Annotated in this window: 15 protein-coding genes; 11 read left to right on the top strand and 4 right to left on the bottom strand. The window is 50.8% G+C overall.

Features of this window, described 5'->3' with window-relative positions; translation table 11 throughout:
- Positions 1–357: 357 nt before the first annotated feature.
- From JQN73_RS02180 to tssK, 4 genes are read right to left on the bottom strand one after another with little or no spacing between them, the layout of a single operon-like run.
- Positions 358–843 (bottom strand): Hcp family type VI secretion system effector, encoded by a 486-nt coding sequence (locus tag JQN73_RS02180; protein ID WP_205321481.1) that lies wholly within the window; start codon positions 841–843, stop codon positions 358–360.
- 54 nt (positions 844–897) lie between these two features.
- The gene (locus JQN73_RS02175) at positions 898–2,598 is read right to left on the bottom strand and encodes an OmpA family protein (protein ID WP_240162396.1); all 1,701 of its coding nucleotides are present in this window, start codon (positions 2,596–2,598) and stop codon (positions 898–900) included.
- Positions 2,598–3,335 carry a DotU family type IV/VI secretion system protein gene (locus JQN73_RS02170; RefSeq protein WP_205321478.1) on the bottom strand — a complete coding sequence of 246 codons (738 nt, stop codon included), beginning with the start codon at positions 3,333–3,335 and terminating at the stop codon, positions 2,598–2,600. The genes JQN73_RS02175 and JQN73_RS02170 overlap by 1 nt, the downstream gene beginning before the upstream one ends.
- Positions 3,332–4,681, bottom strand: a complete 1,350-nt coding sequence (gene tssK / locus JQN73_RS02165; protein ID WP_205321476.1) for a type VI secretion system baseplate subunit TssK — start codon at positions 4,679–4,681, stop codon at positions 3,332–3,334. Before tssK ends, JQN73_RS02170 begins: the two co-directional genes overlap by 4 nt.
- A gap of 492 nt (positions 4,682–5,173) precedes the next feature.
- On the opposite strand from tssK, the gene tssB reads away from it, so the two are divergent.
- The 11 genes from tssB (at position 5,174) to JQN73_RS02110 (ending at position 20,768) form a co-directional block, all read left to right on the top strand.
- Entirely contained in the window at positions 5,174–5,686 is a 513-nt protein-coding gene (tssB, locus tag JQN73_RS02160; RefSeq protein WP_205321475.1) for a type VI secretion system contractile sheath small subunit, read from the top strand.
- Positions 5,687–5,775: 89 nt separating this feature from the next.
- The gene (gene tssC, locus JQN73_RS02155; protein ID WP_205323127.1) at positions 5,776–6,804 is read left to right on the top strand and encodes a type VI secretion system contractile sheath large subunit; all 1,029 of its coding nucleotides are present in this window, start codon (positions 5,776–5,778) and stop codon (positions 6,802–6,804) included.
- A 631-nt stretch (positions 6,805–7,435) separates the two neighbouring features.
- Complete coding sequence (locus tag JQN73_RS02150; protein WP_205321473.1) at positions 7,436–9,157, top strand: alpha/beta hydrolase; 1,722 nt, start codon at positions 7,436–7,438, stop codon at positions 9,155–9,157.
- Between the two features lie 79 nt (positions 9,158–9,236).
- Positions 9,237–9,494 (top strand): PAAR domain-containing protein, encoded by a 258-nt coding sequence (locus JQN73_RS02145; RefSeq protein ID WP_205321471.1) that lies wholly within the window; start codon positions 9,237–9,239, stop codon positions 9,492–9,494.
- 104 nt (positions 9,495–9,598) lie between these two features.
- A complete protein-coding gene (locus JQN73_RS02140; RefSeq protein WP_205321470.1) occupies positions 9,599–11,044 on the top strand; it encodes a hypothetical protein in 1,446 nt (481 codons plus the stop codon).
- A 55-nt stretch (positions 11,045–11,099) separates the two neighbouring features.
- Entirely contained in the window at positions 11,100–14,606 is a 3,507-nt protein-coding gene (locus tag JQN73_RS02135; RefSeq protein ID WP_205321469.1) for an ImcF-related family protein, read from the top strand.
- Between the two features lie 38 nt (positions 14,607–14,644).
- Positions 14,645–16,255, top strand: a complete 1,611-nt coding sequence (gene tssA, locus JQN73_RS02130; RefSeq protein ID WP_205321468.1) for a type VI secretion system protein TssA — start codon at positions 14,645–14,647, stop codon at positions 16,253–16,255.
- A 10-nt stretch (positions 16,256–16,265) separates the two neighbouring features.
- Positions 16,266–18,041: a type VI secretion system baseplate subunit TssF gene (gene tssF, locus JQN73_RS02125; protein ID WP_205321467.1), complete on the top strand. Its 1,776-nt coding sequence runs from the start codon at positions 16,266–16,268 to the stop codon at positions 18,039–18,041.
- Positions 18,038–19,111, top strand: coding sequence for a type VI secretion system baseplate subunit TssG (gene tssG / locus JQN73_RS02120; RefSeq protein ID WP_205321466.1), 1,074 nt, complete (start codon positions 18,038–18,040; stop codon positions 19,109–19,111). Before tssF ends, tssG begins: the two co-directional genes overlap by 4 nt.
- Positions 19,112–19,142: 31 nt before the next feature.
- Positions 19,143–19,682: a type VI secretion system lipoprotein TssJ gene (gene tssJ / locus JQN73_RS02115; RefSeq protein ID WP_205321465.1), complete on the top strand. Its 540-nt coding sequence runs from the start codon at positions 19,143–19,145 to the stop codon at positions 19,680–19,682.
- 87 nt (positions 19,683–19,769) lie between these two features.
- Positions 19,770–20,768, top strand: a complete 999-nt coding sequence (locus JQN73_RS02110; protein ID WP_205321463.1) for a hypothetical protein — start codon at positions 19,770–19,772, stop codon at positions 20,766–20,768.
- The last annotated feature ends 1 nt before the right edge of the window (position 20,769 follow it).

Below are 20,769 nucleotides of genomic sequence, written 5' to 3'. Positions count from 1 at the left end.
GATGGTTAAAGACGGGGATCGGACGTTAATTTGATGATTTGATGATTTGATGATTTGATGATTTGATAATTTGATAATTTTTTATCCACTTGTCCCGAATCGATACATCATTACGCGTTATGTAGATGGGGCGTTCCGCCCCTCATAATAACTTTCTACTTCCGACACCTGCCGATAAAATAGTTGAATACCTGCCCTCCGCGCAATGTAAAGAGCCAAGCCGACCAAAGATGAGGTGAATAATCAGACAAATAAGCCCTCGATGAAACGATTCAATATCGCTGATCGAGGGATGCGATACCGGTAAATGATGAACGATGAACGATTAATGCTTAATAATCACGGAAACATTAGCCATTAACGGCCTTCATTCCAACTATCAGAGTGAATGATGTTGCCATCTTTGTACGTCCACGTAATTTTCTCGTAGCGCAGCGAGACGTTTTCCAGATGATTGTATTTTTCGCGAGCCGGGTCTTTGATATTGTGCATCACTGGCGATACCGCAACCACTTTCACGCCGTCAAGTTTCATGTTGTAATACTCTTTTTCCGTGCCGGAATCATCGATTTGATACCACTTTAATTCCACTGATTTTAGGGTCTGACCGCTGGTGACAGCCTTGAATAAATACGGTGAGGAGGCATCAAATTCTTTAGTGATAATCAGCGGCTTGTGGATGCGGGTGCCGGTTAATTTTCCGGTATTGCCATCGGTCGGAATTTCAACAGCGTGGCTAAACTCGACTACTTCGACGCTGCCTTCACGTCCTTGAATGCGGGCTGAACCTTTGATGTCTGCACCGCCGTCGTCCTTGATCCACATATATGCCGGAACTGCCATGTCGTACTCCTATTGGTTTAAATATAAAATACTGCGTTTAAAAACCTCAAATTTTTATTGAGGCACATCCTTTTCTTGAATATCGGGTACCAAAGTGATTTCAACCCGGCGATTGCGGGCCCGTCCCCCACCAATCTGATTGTCGGCCAAGGGCCGGCTCTCGCCATAACCTTGAATCGCAAAACGCGAAGGTGCCATGTCTGACGCCTCCGTCAGCCAGTCGCGCACAGCACTTGCCCGGGCAATGGATAAGCGTAAATTACTGGCCGAGTTGCCCGTGTTGTCGGTATAACCCGCGACCAGAATCCGATTATTCGGATGCGCTTTGATCATTTCCAGCGCCGCCACCATGACACGTGTTGATCCCGGTTTTAGTTGCGCTTCACCGCTAGCGAACAACGACATGCTTTCCAGGGTGACGACGGTCGGTAATACTGCTGGCGGCTGGTATGAAGCAATCGTCGCATTTAATACTGGCAACATTACAGTGCCACGATACATACCGAAGGAGAGATGCAAAGGGACGCCACTACGTTGATAACTCTCTAGCCGGTTGCGGTCTTTGGTCAGCGTAAGTAAAGCATCGCGTCTGGCTGCGTCGTGCGCTACAGGAATATGGTTGAAACGGGCTATGTTTGCGCTCGTCTGCATCACCAAGGAGCGATTGTTTCGCGCTGCACCCCATCCGGCTAATGCCGCGAAAATGACTATTAGCGTCAGCGCATACGGCAAAACTCGTAGGTGCGGTGAAATCCAGGTACGTTGTGGTAAGGCATTGATGAACGTTGCTGGTAAAGGCCAGCGGCCATTGCTGGCAAGGAAAGGTGGCGGTGCCAGGCGGGTGTGTTCATGCAGGTGCTGGTGCCAAAGGGAATGTGTGTGTGCCACTGGTCCGCAGTCGGTCCATGCGATACCAAACAGAGGCCACGCTACAGCAGGTTGTTGCTGATCCTGTAACGTAGTCAGGACGACGTTGCGGGTCCATCCCATTAAATTTGATAAGGCTGCTGCGCGCCAGTAGGGGGCGGATTGCGCCTGAGAACGGTGGGCTTGTGCCTCCATACACCGAATTACCGGTTCAAAAGCGCACGTATCTTTTTTCAGTTGGTCTGGAAGTGTTGCAGACAAAATGCCATACCATACGGGTGTTCTGTCGTCCTGCGTGGGTTGGGCACTGGAAAGTCGCTGGTATAGTGCCAAGTAGCCAGGAATAGGGGCTCCCAACATCCGCCCTGTGTCGCTGGCTGCCTGACGAATTAAACGGAGGGACTGGGTTAAGGCACGCAGGTCGGCATGCAAAGCCGGGGCAATTGCCAGTACGATACCGTCAGGTCCCCTGCCATCACGCCACTGGCGCAGCAACAATGACAAACTGCACATATCTTGTGACCGTTCGACTCGCACCCAAATAGCGCCATCAGAAATATGCGCCAGTTGGCTACCTTTGCCGTTCAAAAATAGTTGTGCAAGGCCGTCGCCGACCACCAGGATTAACGGCAATTGTGTCCGCAAGCTTCGCGGAAGATCAGTCGTGGCGGCCCCTAGTGCTTCTAAAATTTCAGCACTGCTTTGACGAATTTTCTTCAAGCTTAGCAACCACAAGGCAAGCACGCTGCATGCCGACAACAAAATTATCGTCACCAAGATCGATGTCAATGTGGGTGCCAAATTGAGCACCCCCAATACCAGCAGTAAACCCGGCATCGTAGCCAGCATTGCGATGAGCGTGGGATAGCCTGAATTAAAATTGTTCATTACAATTTTTGTTGCAGCAGATGGGACAGTTGCAGGTCTAGCGAATGACCCAGCAACACATAAAGCAGTAGCGCGGCGACTACGGTGACTCCTGGCAAGGCCCATGGCGAAAGGCGGTATAAAAAAATTAGTCCCTTGCGGTCGGCGTTCTCGATGATCAAACTTTGATCAGACATCGGACTTAGCTGTGCAATTTGCGTATTAAGCGCAGCCATCAGATCCGTACGTATTGACTCACCATCACGCGCATAGCGGCCCTTAAAGCCGAGACCAAGTATTGTGCTGTAGCACTCAAGCAGCCCAAGATTGGGTGGTGTTTCGCGCATGCGGGCCACGATGCGTTCGTAAATGCGGGTTCCTGCATCGTGATTTTGAAAACGCTCTACTTGCAATGGGTTTGCATCCCATACCGATTTTTGTTTGTCCGGCAAATGACGCAGCACGGTTTCATCAAGCAAGCCACATTGTGCATACACTGCATCATGTATGACATCCGGAGCGATCTTGTTTAGCTCCAATGCGTCCTGGAATGCGACAACTAAAAGCGTACAGTCCTTACGCAATTCATCTATAGCGTCCGGGACCGCGTTTTGTGCCAGCAATGCTACTTGTAATGCAGTGTCGCGGAATAGCGCACGAATGCTGATGTTGAATTTGGACGCGGATGTGGATGTGGGTACCTCAGGATCAGCCGGGGCGGGCGAAAACGCGCGGGGAAAAGCCGATAACGTTTTCATGTTCTCAATACCGCGAATAGTTCAAGCGAGGCGTCAGGCATTGATGACGGTAGATAAATCTGGCAAGCGTGTGCAACCAGCATGCGTGCATGTGCCGGGTCTTGCGTGTCCAACGCAAAGTATTGGTTTTCCAGTCGCACCGGGATCGCCGCTGGCACCCGTTGCACAGCACGTAAAGGAATTCCGGCTAACGCTGCATTGACGATATGTCCTATATCGTCCGGGCTGCCGATCTTGCACAATTTAGGAATTTGCTCGATCAGTTGTAACGCCGGGACCGACGCCTGAACCGACAAATAATAGTCAGCGCCGCCTCGCAAGCGTTCGTCGTTGAATAGGCCGCTCCAGATACTTGGCGTCTTTTGTGTCAAGCCTATGGCTATGACCCGCGATGGAATGATGGTATCCAACAGGTCCCGAATCGAGGCTTCCAATTTCCCAAACACCAGGTCCTGTTCACTATGGATATAGGCAGGTAATGTCGATAAGGTGGTGTCAGTGGAGAATGTCATCAACGCACCCGCTAACCGGGATAGCACTGCGTAGAGTTTTTCTGGCGGCTGATTGGGATGACTCACCAGGAACGACAAATCTGGCCAGTGGGTATTAATGCAATGCAAAAGCCAGAAAAGCGATACGTCAGCGATACCAAATTCAGCGATCTGATCAACCCGTTCACGTCGACGAGTTGATAGAGCGAGGCTTTTCCCGCGCAGGATATCATCCAGGCGCGTCATCCGCTCAATGTGGCGTGGATGTGCTGCCAGAACCAGGCACGGCGGCACGTAAGCTTTGTCGACCTCAAATTGACCGCCCGTATTTCGCATGATCCGCGCAACGGGACACACCATGTCGTCCGCATGAGTCTCGAAGTCAAAGAGTAGATGCACTGCATGACGTTCCACCGAGATCTCTTCGACTCCTTCGCCGAAAAGATCTGGCACCTTTACGTATTCGCGGAAGTAACGGCGCGGTCGCGGTAGCTTTTCTTCATCAAAGCGGCAGTTAGCGCCATCTGCGTTTAGCAATGGCAACGCAGCATACACGATGGCACTTTGCAGCGCGGCAGGAAGGTCGCGCGCCACATCGCGGCCGGGTGGCAATACATCGGCCATTGCGGTGTCAATCACAGTGTTATCCGGCATGCGCAACTTTAAGGCGTTTAATTTTAGACGACCTGCGGCCAACGTTTCTTCATCAACTTGTACCTGCACGACGCCCCACGACTCTGCAACGGTCAGACTTATTAATAGCCGCTCGTTAAATTGCGCCCACAGTGCTTGTTGCTGAAAATGCTGGGGCGTCAAAATGACGCCTTCTTGCCAAAGTGGTTTATAGGTTCGCATTATTTCCCGTTAATAATCGTTCTGTCGCTTCTTTATGGATATTGTTTTTTAAAATACTAAAGTCTTTCTTCTTATTTAACAATAAAATGCGGCGATTGAGATGTCTATTTAGGTGTTTTACTTATGTTGCATTAGTCATTGATATATTTTTGTCGACAATTAATATTATTTTTATATGTTTTAACGAATTTTTCAGGTTAACTAATGAGCTTGATATATTGTGCATATTGATGTATTTGAGGAGAATATAAGTTATTTATAAAAAATTAACTTAAATGAAAATATTATCAATTCATATTGTCAATTAAGTATTGTTGACGCGTGTATTAGTGCTTTTAAATCAATGCATAAAATGATGAATAAGCATAAGTAAAAGCCCTAAAAAACTTTATTTTCATTTTTAAATAATTAATCCATGTTAAATTTTAAATACGTTCCAAGTTTTCATGAGAGAACTTTATATGTGTTTAATTTTTACAGGAGAATTTATAAATGGCTGAAAGTTTTCAACGAGAAATACCTAAAGCAAGAGTTAATATTTCGCTCGATCTGCATACGGGAGGAGCGCAAAAACGTGTTGAATTACCACTAAAGCTGTTGGTGATGGGCGATTTCAGTGCCGGTAAAGAAAAAATGCAACTGGCCAATCGGAAAAAAGTAAATATCAATAAAATCAACTTCAACGCGGTACTGGCAGATATCAATCCTCAAGCTAATATCATTGCCTTGAACACCTTGGCCGGTGACGATTCCGAGATGCGTGTAGCGCTCAACTTCAAATCGATGAAAGACTTCTCGCCTGAGAGTGTGGCGCGTCAGATTCCTGAATTACAAGCCTTGATGGCAATGCGCAATTTGCTACGTGATCTGAAATCAAATCTGCTCGATAACGGCGCTTTTAGGCGTGAGCTGGAAAAAATTCTTAAAGATGAATCCCTGTCAGGCAGCCTGCGCGCTGACCTTGGACGTATCGCGTCCATTGAAATGCAACCAGGCAATGGCTAAAAGAGTCGGTTGACTCCATTAGCGCATCAGGATCATTGAAAAAGGAAAAAAGTATGTCACGCAACGAAATTAAGCAGAACATCGCAGCAATGGAAGAAAATGAAGTGGTCGGTACGATCGCAGCATCCGCTCAAACCGAGCGCAGCGTCTATGAATCTCTGTGCGACAAAATTAACCTCAAGCCTATCGATAAAGCGCGTCCGCTGGAGGCGTTTCAGGATAACGATATTTTGTCCGAATCACCCGCCGACGAGCGCATGGCGCGTGCGGTCGGTGTGTTTCTTAACATGGTGGCCGATGCCAGCAAAAAAGTTGATCGTCTCGACAAAACGTTGCTCGATTTTCATATTGGCACTCTGGACCGGCAGATTAGCCGTCAACTCGATGCCGTCATGCATGCGCCGGAATTTCAACAGATTGAATCAGCCTGGCGGGGTTTGCGATTTTTAGTTGATCGTACCGATTTCCGCAAGAACATCAAAATTGAAGTACTGGATGTCTCCAAGGATGCTTTGCATCAGGATTTTGAAGACACACCTGAAGTGACGCAAAGCGGCTTGTATCGTCATACGTATATTCAGGAATATGACACACCAGGCGGTGAACCTATCGGCTCCATCATTTCCAATTACGAGTTCAGCAACTCGCCACAAGATATGGCGTTACTGCGGAACGTCTCCAAGGTGGCTGCTTCCGCCCATATGCCGTTTGTTGGTTCTGTCGGCCCTGCTTTCTTTGGTAAAGAAACAATGGAAGAAGTCTCCGCTATCCAGGACATCGGCAATTACTTTGACCGCGCCGAATACCTCAAATGGAAAAGTTTTCGTGACACCGACGATTCCCGTTATGTCGGCTTGACCATGCCGCGTGTATTAGGACGTTTACCATACGGGCCGGATACGGTACCGGTGCGCGCCTTCAACTATACCGAAGCCGTGAAAGGCCCGGATCACAGTCGCTATCTGTGGGTAAATGCTTCATTTTCATTCGCCGCCAACATGGTGGGAAGCTTTATAAAAAATGGCTGGTGTGTTCAAATCCGTGGACCGCAAGCAGGCGGTAAAGTGGAAGACTTACCGGTCCACGATGGCAGCAACCAAGGATCAAATCATCGTTGACGATGTTTCGTACCGTAGGGGATTCCCTGCGCCAAAAGATCTTCCGTATGTAGGATCTGACCGCTTAACCCCTCCCTCAGCAATCTGGCTTCATTCAAGTTCACATACTTTACTTAATTTGCCGCTGCCGCCTTCCAACGAAGATCGTTACACCTGCGATGACAAGAGTTTACCCAAATTTCCCGATTACTAAAATAACCGCTAGCAATATCAGGAGAGCGAACTGTGGCTGATAACAAGCCAGATACTCCAAAATATACATAGCGTGGTCGTTCGTGAAGTGGCGATGCAGATCGATGACTGTGGCAGACGCTCTAGTCGTTTGACACACACGAAAGTCATTTAAATATAGGATTTTAATCAATGAGAGAACGATGAAATATATCAAAATTGGTTTATGTATGATGACTGCGACGTTGCTGTTAAGTGGTTGCGTCGTGCCTTTTAGTATCGATCCGGCCTATTTGCAAACGCCGCCCTTTCCTCCTGCATATCTCAAAGTAATCGCTCCTGGCATTGTATTTCTACACCTGTTGGGTTTCCGGTCCGGGCCCTATGCAAAGTGCCCGAGGATTTACCCGGCATCATCATACTGGTGCATGGCGTCAACTCTCAAGGGGAATGGTTTGATATGATGGAACAAAATCTATGCAAGGGATTGAACGATCGCCTTAACAGAGGCGGTTCATCGGCTCTCGTCGCCAACACTTATACAACGGCACCGAATCCGGCCTTTCCCAGTATGAATACCTCCTCTGGGTTCAGGCGCATGATCAGAAATAAGGATGGGGAATTCGGGGAGTCACCCGTTCTTCGGTTTTACTGGGGCTACTCCGCACCAGCCGGCCAAGAAAAAGACTACCTGATTGCACTGCGTAATTTTAAGGATGAGAGCCCGTGGGAACCGCTCAAAGACAAGGCTGCTCAACGGGGGCCGTTCTATTGGGGTGGTGGGCCGTTCGTCAACGGCACCACGGATTTGCCGAGCTTGTGGAGCAAACGTGGTTTTAAAAAACACGTGGGGAAGGTGTTTAATCTGCAATCGCTCAACACCCAGGAAGATCGTCAATTGCAGGACGCACCACCGCGGGACTATTACGCGCATGCGGTCCAACGACTGGCGGATTTAATCGATAAAATTCGCACGAGACACAAGGAAGATACGATTACGTTGATCGCACACAGTCAGGGCACGATGCTGGCGATGGCCGCCACGTTAGCGTGTAAAACTCGGGCGCCGGATGCGTTGTTTGTCATGAATTCGCCGTATCGTCTGGAAGACATTGGGATCGATTTTTTTCAATTGGGTTGGGAGCGTTCCACGCCGGCAGCGCGCGTCAATACCTTTGAAGCGGTCGCCAAACGGATAAAAGATGATCGCAAAAGTTATAGCGACTTTGGTGGCTGCCTGAACGTCGGCGTGACGGCGGCAGGCGCCTTGTGGCGGGATGATGTGATGGGTGCTAACGATACGCCGGAGCGTGACAATAACGGTCGTATGTATGTCTACTTTAATCCGCATGACCGGGTAATGGGCATGACCGCACTGAAAAGTACCGGCTGGCAGGGCGTGCCCAAAGCGATGCTGGATAACAAAGAATACAACCTGTATCAACGCATGCTGGCCCGCAGTTCGCCCTGCGGAGATGCGCCCGGGTTTCAAAATTTCGGTACGTTGCCGTTAGTGCGTCCGGCCGACGTTGATAAAGCGACCGGTAAACCGGTGAAGCCAGGTAGCTTCTGGAATGGCAATTTGCTCATTTTAAGCGGTGCCGGCGGTCCTTTATGGAGTACGCCCGATCCGAGCAAACAAGTGTTTATTAATGCGGAGAAAGTACCGGTACCCCTCACTTCGGAGGATTTGAACAAATTCGACGTTTATCTGAACGAAAAAACCGAAACGATGGGAGAGATCAATTCTGAAACGGGTACCTATAAAGATTCAGAATTCATCCATCTGGTCGCCGCGTATCAACCCGAAAAATACTTCACGGTGACGCATCGGACTGATATGTTTCGAACCACGCAGGTGCGCGAAACACGTGCCCAACTGAAGGCGCGACTGGAACAATATCGACCCATCCCCACTAACCACAGCACCTTACCAATGCACGGGCCATTCATACAGCAAGTGGTGGCCTACGATGTGCCGATAGGTTTTTGCTACAGCGGGTTAGAGCGCGATTTTTGGGCCGAACTGATACAGCAGGCCGATTGGATGTTGGCCGATGATATGTATTGGTTCACGGGCAAGGCTACCGCTTCATCGATGCCCTCAGCTATTGATACAGAAACGATTACCTCGGCGATGCAGAAAAAGCGTGACGAAGAAGAACTTTGGAGGGGAGGTTGATGCAACTCCGACAAGCCATATCGACTGCTCTGGCAGATGCGCGGGTATCCCGAAAGTCCTGATTAAACATGAGAATATTATGCGCCCCTTTGTTCGTTTAAATGATCCATTGGAGCCCGGTGGCTATGTTAAAACCGCCTCTTCATCTTCTTCATTCGTAGGATTGACAGTTGCGTTAGTCAATGACTTGGTGCATTGCGATCTGCATGGTGAAAGTACGATTGTGGAGGGCGCTTCGGGCGCTATTGAGCATGGTCGAGAATACGTAGTCGACCGCTGCCGCACGCGCTGTGGTTGTGTTGTGATCGCGACGCTGACAGATTCAGGAGTGTTGTAAGGATGCCGTGGCCAACTCCTGAAATACCGGTCATGCCTACTGTCCGGCGACCTGTTGGCTGGTGGCCGTCAGGGTTGCTTTTGGTCTTTGTAGTGGTTTCAGCTATGGTGACCTTATTTACCTGGCCGATCGGCGAGACCAGCGCGACGTTACCGTTTTGGGGCGCGATGATATATTGGCCAGTGACTGCATGGCTGATTGTGCTAGGCATCTGGATAGAAAAGCGCGAAGCCCGACGGCTTGATCATGTTGTGTGGAACCTGCGACGAGATCAGCATCTCGAAGTTTGGGGTAGGTGGGCTCGTCAATATCTGAAAGTATTAGGGCACGAGGTGATCCTGGCGGAGGACGATTTGGCGGTGCGTCTGACGGGGCTTGATGGCGGTGGCCTACCAGCGCTTACCAGAAAACCGATGACGGTGCCGATGCCGGAAAAGGGCGGCGCCCGCATTGATAGAATTCTACAGATGCTGTTAACTAAACTGGAATCGACTCTACGAAGTATTGACTGTGCGGCGATTGAAGTGATTTTGCATACTGGAGATGCCAGTCAATACGCGAAAGCCAAACTTGTCGTTCAGCGGTTATGGCATGAGGCTGGCTTAGCTGGTCAACCCACCATTCTTACGCCAGAGAAATCAAACACCGATCCTATCGACTTTTTAGACGCGTGGATAGACAAGCCATTTGCAGGCATGCGACTGGTGTTGGCTTGGCAACTTAAACCGGACAACGCTTCCACGCTGGAATATACCGAGGGGGCGGTGGGTATATTATTGATCGATGCGCGTATGCGTGTCCCGGCAGAGCGTTATGGGGCTCCGGTTCTGCTGCGGCCTATGATTTCGGGACTGAATGAATTGTCCGAAAGTACGATCCAATTAAATTCCTTTAAACCGATCCCCATCGGAAAAATACGGCATGTCTGGACCACCGGCATCAGTGCGTCCGTAGGCATCGCTTTGCAGGCCGCATTTTTTGAAGCAGGAGTGGTATTGAAGGGCGTCGGGGGCCTGTCCGGTTTGCATAACATAGACAGTGCCACAGCTAAACCGGGCCCTATCAGTTATTGGCTAACCCTTGCTGCTGCGCTCGATCTGATGGCGGCCGGCCACGGAGCCCAATGTATCGCTCAAGCCGCTCCTGAAGGTATGTCGCTGACACCAATCGGTTGTGTCGCGCCAACAACTCCGACTGCCGGGTCGGAAAAATTGTTAAGTCTTTTTACGCTGGGAGGCGTGATGGCATCTGTAGGCACCATCATGGTGATGGGCGGACTCAGGCTATTTATCGATCATCCCGCTGTAAATGCAGGCGCTTATAGCGCTGAAATAGTGGGTGCCGTGATAGTTGCCGCAGCAGTGCCGGTGACCCTATTTACACGCTATTTGACCCGTTTCACCTATATTGATACCCAAATGTATGAAGCTGGCTATACCGCTGGGACGCCGGGCAACGGCCGTTCCAGTCTGAGGCGTGCGTCTTTTATTGACGTTGCTGAAGCGCCCGCTTCAGCGGTGCCAACTGATGTGATACCTGCGGCGGAATAAGAAGCGCCACCGATTTGAACACGCATCTCTGATGCAACGAATAAGCAGAACGAAAATGATCAAACAGCGAGCCGGTTATCCTATTACGACAGTTGTTATTAGCGCTATTCTGTATGGGCTCGTGCTGTTCAAGCCGGGACCATTGAAATCGCTGCTTGCCGATGTGCCGGATTTTTTTTTGTATCTATTGGTCGGGGTAGCTGCGTTCGGTTGTATCTGCTGGGAAGCGATCTTGATCTGGTTTGGGCATCGCGGCACCGTCCGATCCCAACAGGGTGATAGTGTTGGCTTTGATTGGCATGCCGAGATGAAAGATCAATTGCGTCGACGCTATGGGTATGCTGGTGCGCGTAAGAAGATTTTTTTGATCATTCATGGTGAACCGGCCGTCGTCGAGGCACTTTGCCCAGGGTTATGCGACGTGCATTGGCTTGACACCGTGGATGCGGTCTTGGTATCGTCGTCAGTAGTACCGAGTTGTGGTTGGCATCGGTTGCACGGGTGGTTCCGACGTCCCGCCGACGGAGTGGTATTAGCGCGAGATATTAATGCCACGACGCCAGCCGACGCTAAACGGTCGGTTGCTGGATTGTCGTTGGCATTGCGACGTGCGTTGCCAGTATATTTGATCGTTGCTCTGGATAACGGCGACCCGCTACCTGAAGTAGTTGGTTGTTTTTTCAAGGGAGCCGATGCCCGCAACCCGCAACGAATCGGCGTCGCGCTTGCGCAACTGAGCCGAAATCTGGCCGAAATTGGCACCGACGATATCGCGCGAAGCGGTCGTCAGGGCTTTGCCATTTTATCGTCCAAGTTGGAAGATCATTGGAAACAGTGGAGTGCCGGAACCGCTGAATTTTCTCAGGGACTCTTTTCAGGTCAACAACTGCGGGCAATATTATTTGCCAGGCAGCAGGTACGTCCGGCAGCACCTCTCATAACCGGACAGATAAACGAAGGGCTGTGGATAAAACCTGTACCGCAAGCGATTGCGACTGCATGGGACAAGGTTGCGCATGACACGCATGGGCTGCATGCACCGACCACGCGTTGGGCTTTCTCGAAAATATTTGCCTGGAGCACCACTATTCTTTTCGGTCTGTGGGCTGTGGGCATTCTCATTTCCCTAGCTGCAAATCGCAACTTAATCGCCCACGCAACAGAGGTTTTAAATCGTCTGCACACCACACAGACGCCAGTCGCAGCGATGCTTGATCTTGATGAATTACAAAAGCAGATCGCGGCCCTGGAAATGCGCCAAAGTGAGGGCGCGCCGTGGTATTCCCGTTTTGGCCTCAATCGCGATAAGCAGTTGTTATCGGCCATCTGGCCACATTACGCAATGATCAGTAATCGTATGTTGATCGCGCCTTTACGCAGCCAATTAGAAGTCGATCTAATACAACGCAGTGCCATGTCGAACCAGGAGTTAGCCAACGGCGGTCAGGATCAAATTAAAGCGACGTACGCGGCTCTTAAAACCTATTTGATGTTGGCCGCGCCATCCCAAACCGATGCCGCGTTTCTGATACCCCAATGGCTAGCCAGCGGTCAACCGATGCTGCCTTCGCAAACACAGTTATCGATTGGTGCCTGGATTGATCTTCGCCGGCGCCTGATCTCCTTTCATGTTGGTCATCTGGCAGCGAATAGTCACTGGGCGATCTCGCCTGATGAAAAACTCGTCGATTCGGCGCGAGAGGCTTTAATTGGCGTGATTGGATTGCAAAACTCTACCGATGTGTTGTACCAGGCTATTTTGGACGATATTAGTAGTAAGCATCCAGCATTGTCGATGCAAGCGCTGTTGGGCAATACCAGTAGTCGTGGGCTATTTAACACCGACACCTCCGTGCCTGGCATTTTTACTCGGGCCGCGTGGGACCAGCACATCAGTAAAGCGATCGATGACGCCGAGAAGCACCGTAAGGTCGATCACGATTGGGTACTGACTGATGGCGCCGTCAATATAGGCTATGCCGCGTCCGATAGTGAAATAAAAGAAAACCATTTAAAAGCTGATGACGTACGAGTCGCCAATTCAGGCGCAGAGAACTTAAAAACTGCGTTAAGGAACCGTTATTTTGCGGACTATGCTCGCGCTTGGGAAACCTTCCTTAACAGCGTGCAATGGCAAAGCGACAGCACTCTATCGGGGACCATCGACCAATTGAACTTGCTGGCCGATGCCCAGCGCTCACCGTTGTTGGCGCTGTTTAAAGCAATTTCTTATCAGGCCGGTGCGGGTACGACGGTTAGGTCGCTGTCGGACGACCTGCTCGATAAGGCGCACCAACTGATCAAAAACAATGACTCCGATCCGTCTAAGCCGGGCGCCATCCTAGTAGACGAAGCACCGTTGGCAGCCGCCTTCGCGCCGCTATTGCAGTTGACCGATAGCACCAATGTTCACCAGGCCGGTGTCGAAGTAAAACCGGTATCCGGTAGCAGTGCCGAAATGAGCCTGGCACGTTATCTGGAGCGGGTGACATCGGTACGTCTGAAACTCCAGCAAATCATGATGAGCAGCGATCCCGATGCCATGTCGCGAATCACCGCGCAGGCGATCTTGCAAGGAAAAACATCGGATATCGCAGACAGCCGTGACTATGCCAATCGCGTGGGCGCTAGCCTGGGCCAACAATGGAGCGGTTTTGGCAGTGCTATGTTTGAACACCCGCTGGACCAAACCTGGGGGGTGGTATTGCGCCCGGCCGCGGCTAATCTGAACGCCACCTGGCGTAGCGCTATCGTGGCTGCGTGGAATAGTGCGTTTAGTGGGCGCTATCCGTTCGCCCACTCTGACAATGACATTTCGTTGCCTGAATTAGCGCGATTCCTGCGTGGCGATGGCGGCTTGATTTCGCGATTTGTCACCACACAACTGGCCGGTATGCTGGAGCGGCAAGGCGATGAATGGGTCCCGACCGAAGGCGTCGGCGGTGCTATGTTGACCATCGATCCTTACTTCCTCGCGTCGTTGAATCACTTGACGCGAATTAGCAATCATCTGTTTTCTGAAGGCGATGCGCAGGTACGGTTTGAGCTTAAGCCCATTCCGACGAGCGGCGTGACCGATATGCTGGTCAGGAGCGGAACGCAAAAACTACATTATTTCAATCAACGTGAAGAGTGGCAACCGATGGTGTGGCCCGGCGAGTCCCTGACCGGTGAATCGCGTCTTGAATGGCAGACCGAACAAAGTAGCTTGCGTGCGGAACTCGACGCCAATGGCCGTTTTGGTTTGATCCGTCTGCTGGCCAAGGCCAAAGTGACGCAGCTTGACAGCGCGCAGTATCAGTTGACCTGGCAAACCGATGGGCTAGGTGGCGTGCCACCCGCTACGCCATTGCGGCTGTTGTTGCGCAGTGAGGCCGGTGCCGGTCCATTGGAGTTGCTAACGCTGCGCAATTTTATTTTACCGAACCAGATTTTTGTCCCGATGGGGCGGAATGTGGCATCCATCAAGGCGACCGCAAGCACAACGACACTGCTCCCTTCGATGCTCAGAAAAAATTTCCGGTACGGCTTGTCGAATGAGAGGGAGCAGTCGTTCTTTTAATCTCACTCCGCGCAACTTTTCCTTATAAAGGTTTGAGTATGTTACCCACATTTCTAAGCAAATTATTTACTAGCCGTAATCCAGATGAACTGATGCGTGAACGCATGGACACTTGGCATATGTGGCTGCAACCGCTTCCGTCAGGGGCTGAGCAAAGCAATGCCAGCGGGATTGGTCGAGACCCTGCCTACGAAGATGCCTTTTTTACGATCAAGGATGAAGTAAGCAAGCTGTCCAATGTCGACGACAGCCTGATTGCCAGTTCTTGCGAGCAGTTGCTTAAAGAAGTCGGCAAGGATCTGCGGTTAGCGGCGGATTACACCTTCGCTCGCCTGAAGCTGGACGGTAGTACCGGTTTTGCTGATGGCATTGAGTTGACCGCTGCACTGGTTGATCGCTTCGGCGATGCATTACATCCCAGTCGCGCGGAAGCACGTAAAGGCGCGCTGGAGTGGCTGTCTAATACGCGCCTCCTGGACCAGCTGTCGCGCTTTGAAGATTTTTCTCCAATTGATCTGGAGCGCGCCATAGGAAGCTTACATCTGCTGGAAACGCACACCGCTCTTTGGCCAGAAGGGGCCCGTCCGAATCTTCAACCGTTGATATCACGCTTTGAGCAAAGGGACAACACATCACAGAGTTTGCTGGGTAGGGCAATCGCCGAAATTCCTATTGACTCTGGAGTGAGCGACAATAGTTTGCCGGTTGCAGCGGTTGCCTCTACTCGTGATGTATTAGAGCAGGCGCGGGTTATGGCGCAATTTCTGCGCAATCAGGAGCGCGGCTATTTATCCTCGACCCGGTTAATTCGCTGCGTGCGTTGGGATACTGTTCATGATTTGCCGCCATCAGATCAACAAGGGCGCACCCGGTTAGTTCCGCCGCGGACTGAATTGCGTCAGCAATTCAAGCGGCTGGTATTACAAAAGCAATGGCATGAATTATTAGAAAGAGTTGAGGGCGCTTACACCGAAGGGGCGAATCACCTGTGGCTAGACTTACAGTATTTTCAGCATTCGGCATTAGAGCAAGTCGGATCGCCTTATACAGAATGGAGCGATCTGTTAAGAAGTGACTTTGCGTTAATGTTGGAGCGTCTGGACGGTATTGAGCGTCTGGCATTTAACGAAGGGACCCCCTTTGCCGACGATGTCACTTTGGATTGGATTGCCCGTCACGCGGTGGTGCGTGATCTCGAAGCGGGTGAGGCGATGGCACCGTTGGCCTTATCCGGAGAAAGTACCGCCACTGATGCTGCGCATTGGCAAGAATTGGAGGCGCAGGTGCGTGAGTTGCAGTCTAGCGATGGACTTGAAGCGGCGTTCGGCTGGCTGCAGGGCTTACCGGGCATGCAGTCTGAGCGTCAGCAATTCTTGCAGCGCTGGTTGATGGCGCGGCTGGCAGATCACGCTGGAAAACTGGATACAGCCTTGCATCTGCTCACTGAACTGAATAGTTTGACGCAGCACTACCAACTCAATCGCTGGGAGCCCACTCTGGTGTTCGAAGTCAAACACCATCTACACCGTCTGCTCAAACAAAGTGGCCAACGCAAAGATGCCGATAAAGCGGATGTGACGCGACGTGCCGAACAACTGCAGGCAGAACTGACCGTGCTCAATCCGGTACAGGCCCTGGGAATTTTCTGATAGGGACATTATGAACGACGAAATACTGCGTTACTATGAAGCCGAGATGCGCTATCTGCGAGAAGCCGGTAAAGAATTCTCCGAGGCGCATCCGGATCGTGCTCGGCTGCTCAATCTTGATCGCGTTGGTGATCGCGATCCTTACGTTGAACGCTTGTTCGAAGGCTTTGCCTTTTTGACCGCGCGCGTGCGACAAAAGCTCGACGACGAGTTGCCGGAATTGACGGAGGGGCTGGTCAGCTTGCTGTGGCCGCATTATTTACGCATGATTCCCTCGCTATCGATATTGGAAATTTGTCCTGATTCTGCTAGCTTGCAGAAGTTGGAGGAAGTTTCGCCAGGGATGGAAGTCCGCTCGGATGCGATAGGTAATGACGCCATACTTTGTACTTATCGCACCACACAAGCAGTGCAACTGCTGCCCATTACATTGAGTGAGGCAAGTGCGATTAACTTGGCTGACGGAAGATCTGCGGTCCGCTTGCGTTTTACGATTTCTCCAGAAGCGCAGCGTGAAGCGATGGCGATTCCTTGTGTGCGGTTGTACTTGAACGCCGATCGTCCAGTGGCCGCAGCCTTGCATCTTGCGTTAACGCGACAAGTGACGCAGATGGGGTTACGTATTCCTGGTATGCGCGATGGTGCATTGCAGCCCATGCCGGAGGGGCGCTTTGCTGCTGCGGGATTTGCCGATACTGATCGATTATGGCCGAAGGCAGATAATGCCTTTGGCGGTTATCAGTTACTTCTGGAGTATTTTACCTTTCCTGAAAAGTTTCTCTTCGTAGATCTTTTTGGCATCGACTTTCCTGGTTTGCCAGCGAAGTGCGATTACATTGAGATCGAAGCGATATTGGATACATCCTATCCTTCTGATATGCGCTTTACTGCTGAGAATCTGCGGTTGTTCTGTACGCCAATTATCAACCTGTTCAAACTGGATTCCGAACCGATCCGTGTCAACCATCATGAAACCGACTATAGGGTGCTGCCAGTCTTGCATCATGGCAGGCACGTGGAAACCTATACAGTCACATCGGTTGATGCGATTGATCACTTGACCGGCGAACGCATAGACTACGTGCCATTTTCCACTTTCCGCCATCGCGGCGGGATGTTGCGCCATGAAGCACCAGAACGTTTTTTTCATACGCGGGTGCGGCAGGGTGCAAAGGGTTTGTATGACACCTGGCTGATCCTCGGCGGTCATGCCTGGGAATCCATGGGGAGTCTGCCAGAAGAAACCTTGTCCTTACAAGTTATCGGTACCAACGGAATGTTGCCGCGGAAAGCTTTGCGCGAAGCCGGTATAAATCAATTCGTTGGCGGACTCCAGAATGTCAGTAAAGTGCGCAATTTGGCCGCGCCAACGTTACCTTTGTATCCACCGACCAGCGATCGATTTCAGTGGCGCGTGTTATCGCATCTGGCGCCAAATTTCCTGTCATTGATGGATGCCGAGGTCCTGCGTGGCGCACTGGCCCTATATGACTGGACGGACGACGCACTTAATCGCCGCCGCCTGACGGGTATTCAGCACGTTTCGCACAAGGCATTGCGGCAAATTAGCGGCGGTGCAATGGAACGCGGCGTGCAAATCACCGTGACGCTTGATAGCCATGCATTTTCCGGGGAGGGGGATGTGATGTTGTTTGGCGAATTACTGCACCGCTTCTTCGCTTTGTATGCTGATTTAAACTTGTTTACCCAATTCGTTATGGTCAGCCTGCCGTCGGGTCGGCGAATTAGTTGGCCCGCTAGTAAGAGTGAGGCGGCGCCATTATGACTTCCGATACGCATTCAGAGGCACACGGTCAGATCTCGCATTTCATGAAAGAACTGCTTGACCGGGCACCGCAAATGAATTTTTTTCAATTCTGCCAGTTGTTGGAATTGCATGCACCACAACTGCCTTTGCTCGGCAGCGTTGATTCGCCGGGCGCAGAGTCGGTACGCTTTCGACCATTTCCTAAAGTCGGTTTCCCCAGCACCGAAATGTCAGCGGTTGAACTCGATGAAGATCGGCCACTCGCGACGCCATCGGTACGGACCACCTTTTTGGGCCTTTACGGCGTCAACGCTGCGATGCCGCATCATTTTATTGAAGATATTGTTTTACGGCGCGAGGGTAGTGAGGCGGTAGCGGCGTTTCTGGATATTTTTAACCATCGCATTGCCACCCTGTTTTATCGCAGTTGGCGCAAGTATCGTTATCCAGTTGGTTTCAGGCCCGGCGGAAAAGACGATATGTCCGGATATTTGCTATCTCTGGCAGGATTTGGAATAGGTAATGCGGAACACAAACAAGGTGTGTCACCTGCCCGAATATTATCCATGCTCGGTTTGTTGACACAGCGTACGCGCACTGCCGAGGGTTTGGTTGGAGTGATTCGGCAATTGTTGCCAGGTGCCGGGGTATTGGTAAAGGAGTTTCATCCGATCTGGGTACGTTTGGAACAACCGTTCGGTCTTCGCAGCAGTAACAAACAAGGCAGCATGCCTCGTGGTTTGGGTGACGGTCATGTCATTGGTCGTGGGGTGATGGATAAAACCCAGACGGTGCTGGTGACGATCCAGCCTGCAAACGCGCGGCAAGCCAATGATATATTGCCCGACGCCAGATTACATCGCGACATGCGCAATTTGATACGTGTCTATCTTGGCTACAAAGTCGATGCCGAATTAAGAATGGCATTGTCGGCGATGATCGCACCGCAATTATCACTAAGCAAGGCAGCCATTGTAAACGGAGAAGTTCAGCCAAGGCCACGCTTAGCCTGGACCACCCTACTAAAACCGACCAAAGATCGTATCGTCAGTATTTCATTAGGACGTTACGGCAGCATTGCAGCCTAATTTTTTCAAGAAAACAGAGTAAGGAATTTCAATGCGTTTCACGTCAATTAAGTCCCTGATATTCATCCTCCTGATCGGCCCGTTGATAAGCGCGTGCGGCGCCTGGCAGGCTGCCTCCGACACGACCGTCAGCGCGACCAAGGCTATCTTCAACAAGCAGGTAAAAGTCCTCAACGTCGATTTCAAAGCCCGCGATGCGCTTAATACCAGCGAAAATAAAAAATCACTATCCGTTGTCGTGCGCGTGTATCAACTGAAGGATCGGAAAGCGTTCGATGCAGCGACCTACAACGATCTGCTGACAAACGACAAGATCATCCTGGCCCAGGATATGTTGGGTACTCATGGTGCAGTCGTGAATCCCGGGGCCGCAGCGAGTCTGTCGCAGCCGATGGACGATCGCACTAAGTTTGTAGCGACAGTGGTGTTTTTCAGGGAGGCGACGATGGATGAAAATTGGCGTCGTGTCGTTGAGAGAAAGATGCTATCGGCAGATCGTGCGCTGAAATATGCCTTGATGGACAACAAGTTGATCGGCGTAAATGACTCGCCGAACGAGTATTCGGAGTAACGACTGGGATCGGTTGAAGCGAGCAGCTGATTTGAAGATATCCGTCTTGAACGGTAACGGCATGAACACATTACATGGGATAGGTGAATGGAAAAATGTGAAGATCTTCAATGTGACACTTGTTATCCAGATTGGCAAGAACAAGCGGCGCAACGCGTTGAGGATGATAGACAGGACTGCGAAACTTGTTGGCGTTTCTATCAGAGGAAAGCTGAAGCGATAGTCGGGAATGGTGATCCGATCGCGATTAACCGGCGTATTAATGCAGCTTACGCACAACTATGGATAGATGACCGTCGTTTCCAGTGGGCAGGGCTTGCAGCATTCGCTTCGAAGCAGGTGGGTTGCGGTTTGCTCAATGCGGCAGAGATCATGCAAAAATCGAATCAACAACGTGATCGCTACCAGAGCTGGGGAAAGCAAAGTTTTCCGCTAGAGCGGTTATCCCCTTTTGCCTCCCCTCGCATGCCGATGGTCGATCAGGGCGCTGGGGATGCTTCTGACGTTGCTTACAGAATGCTCGCCAAAGGCAACATGGCCCTGTTTTTGGATATCTGGCCGTTACACATGTTTTACAAAGCATTTGGATTAGGGCGATTCAAGCATTGTTTGGAAAAGAGGGAAAAACTGAATGGGTCGGTGTTATGGCCAATTGCTCGCGAGGTCAAATTTGGCTTTCCGTGGCCTGAGGTCACTCAAGGATTTGAGGCGATAGACGCCGGAAATATTGTACGAGGGCTTGAAAGGTTGGCCTGGCATGAGCAGAACAACATTTTACAACCTGCCTTGTATGACGACCGGTACTTTGCCATCTTGATGCGTGCGAATCATTTCTCGTGGGTGGTGAGTTTCCCCAGTGGAACGGCGAAGGAAATTCAGTTGACGCTAGCAAGCGAATGCTCGGTTGAAGGAAGAAGCGCGCGAAAAGAAACGTTTAGTAATCAGCCTCTGGCAAATCTTGCCGACCCGGTCCAACGGATGAAGTTTGTGATGCGGGCTGCGGATAGATTCAATACCCTATTGCAGGATCCCCAAGAGGGTCTTTTCGTTGAAAACTCCCTATATGTTATTGCTGGCAGAGGCTGAC

The sequence above is a fragment of the Glaciimonas sp. PAMC28666 genome (genome assembly GCF_016917355.1).
Lineage (GTDB): Bacteria > Pseudomonadota > Gammaproteobacteria > Burkholderiales > Burkholderiaceae_D > Glaciimonas.
The sequence above is the reverse complement of the archived record's forward strand: the minus strand, read 5'-3'. Positions and strand labels throughout refer to the sequence as shown.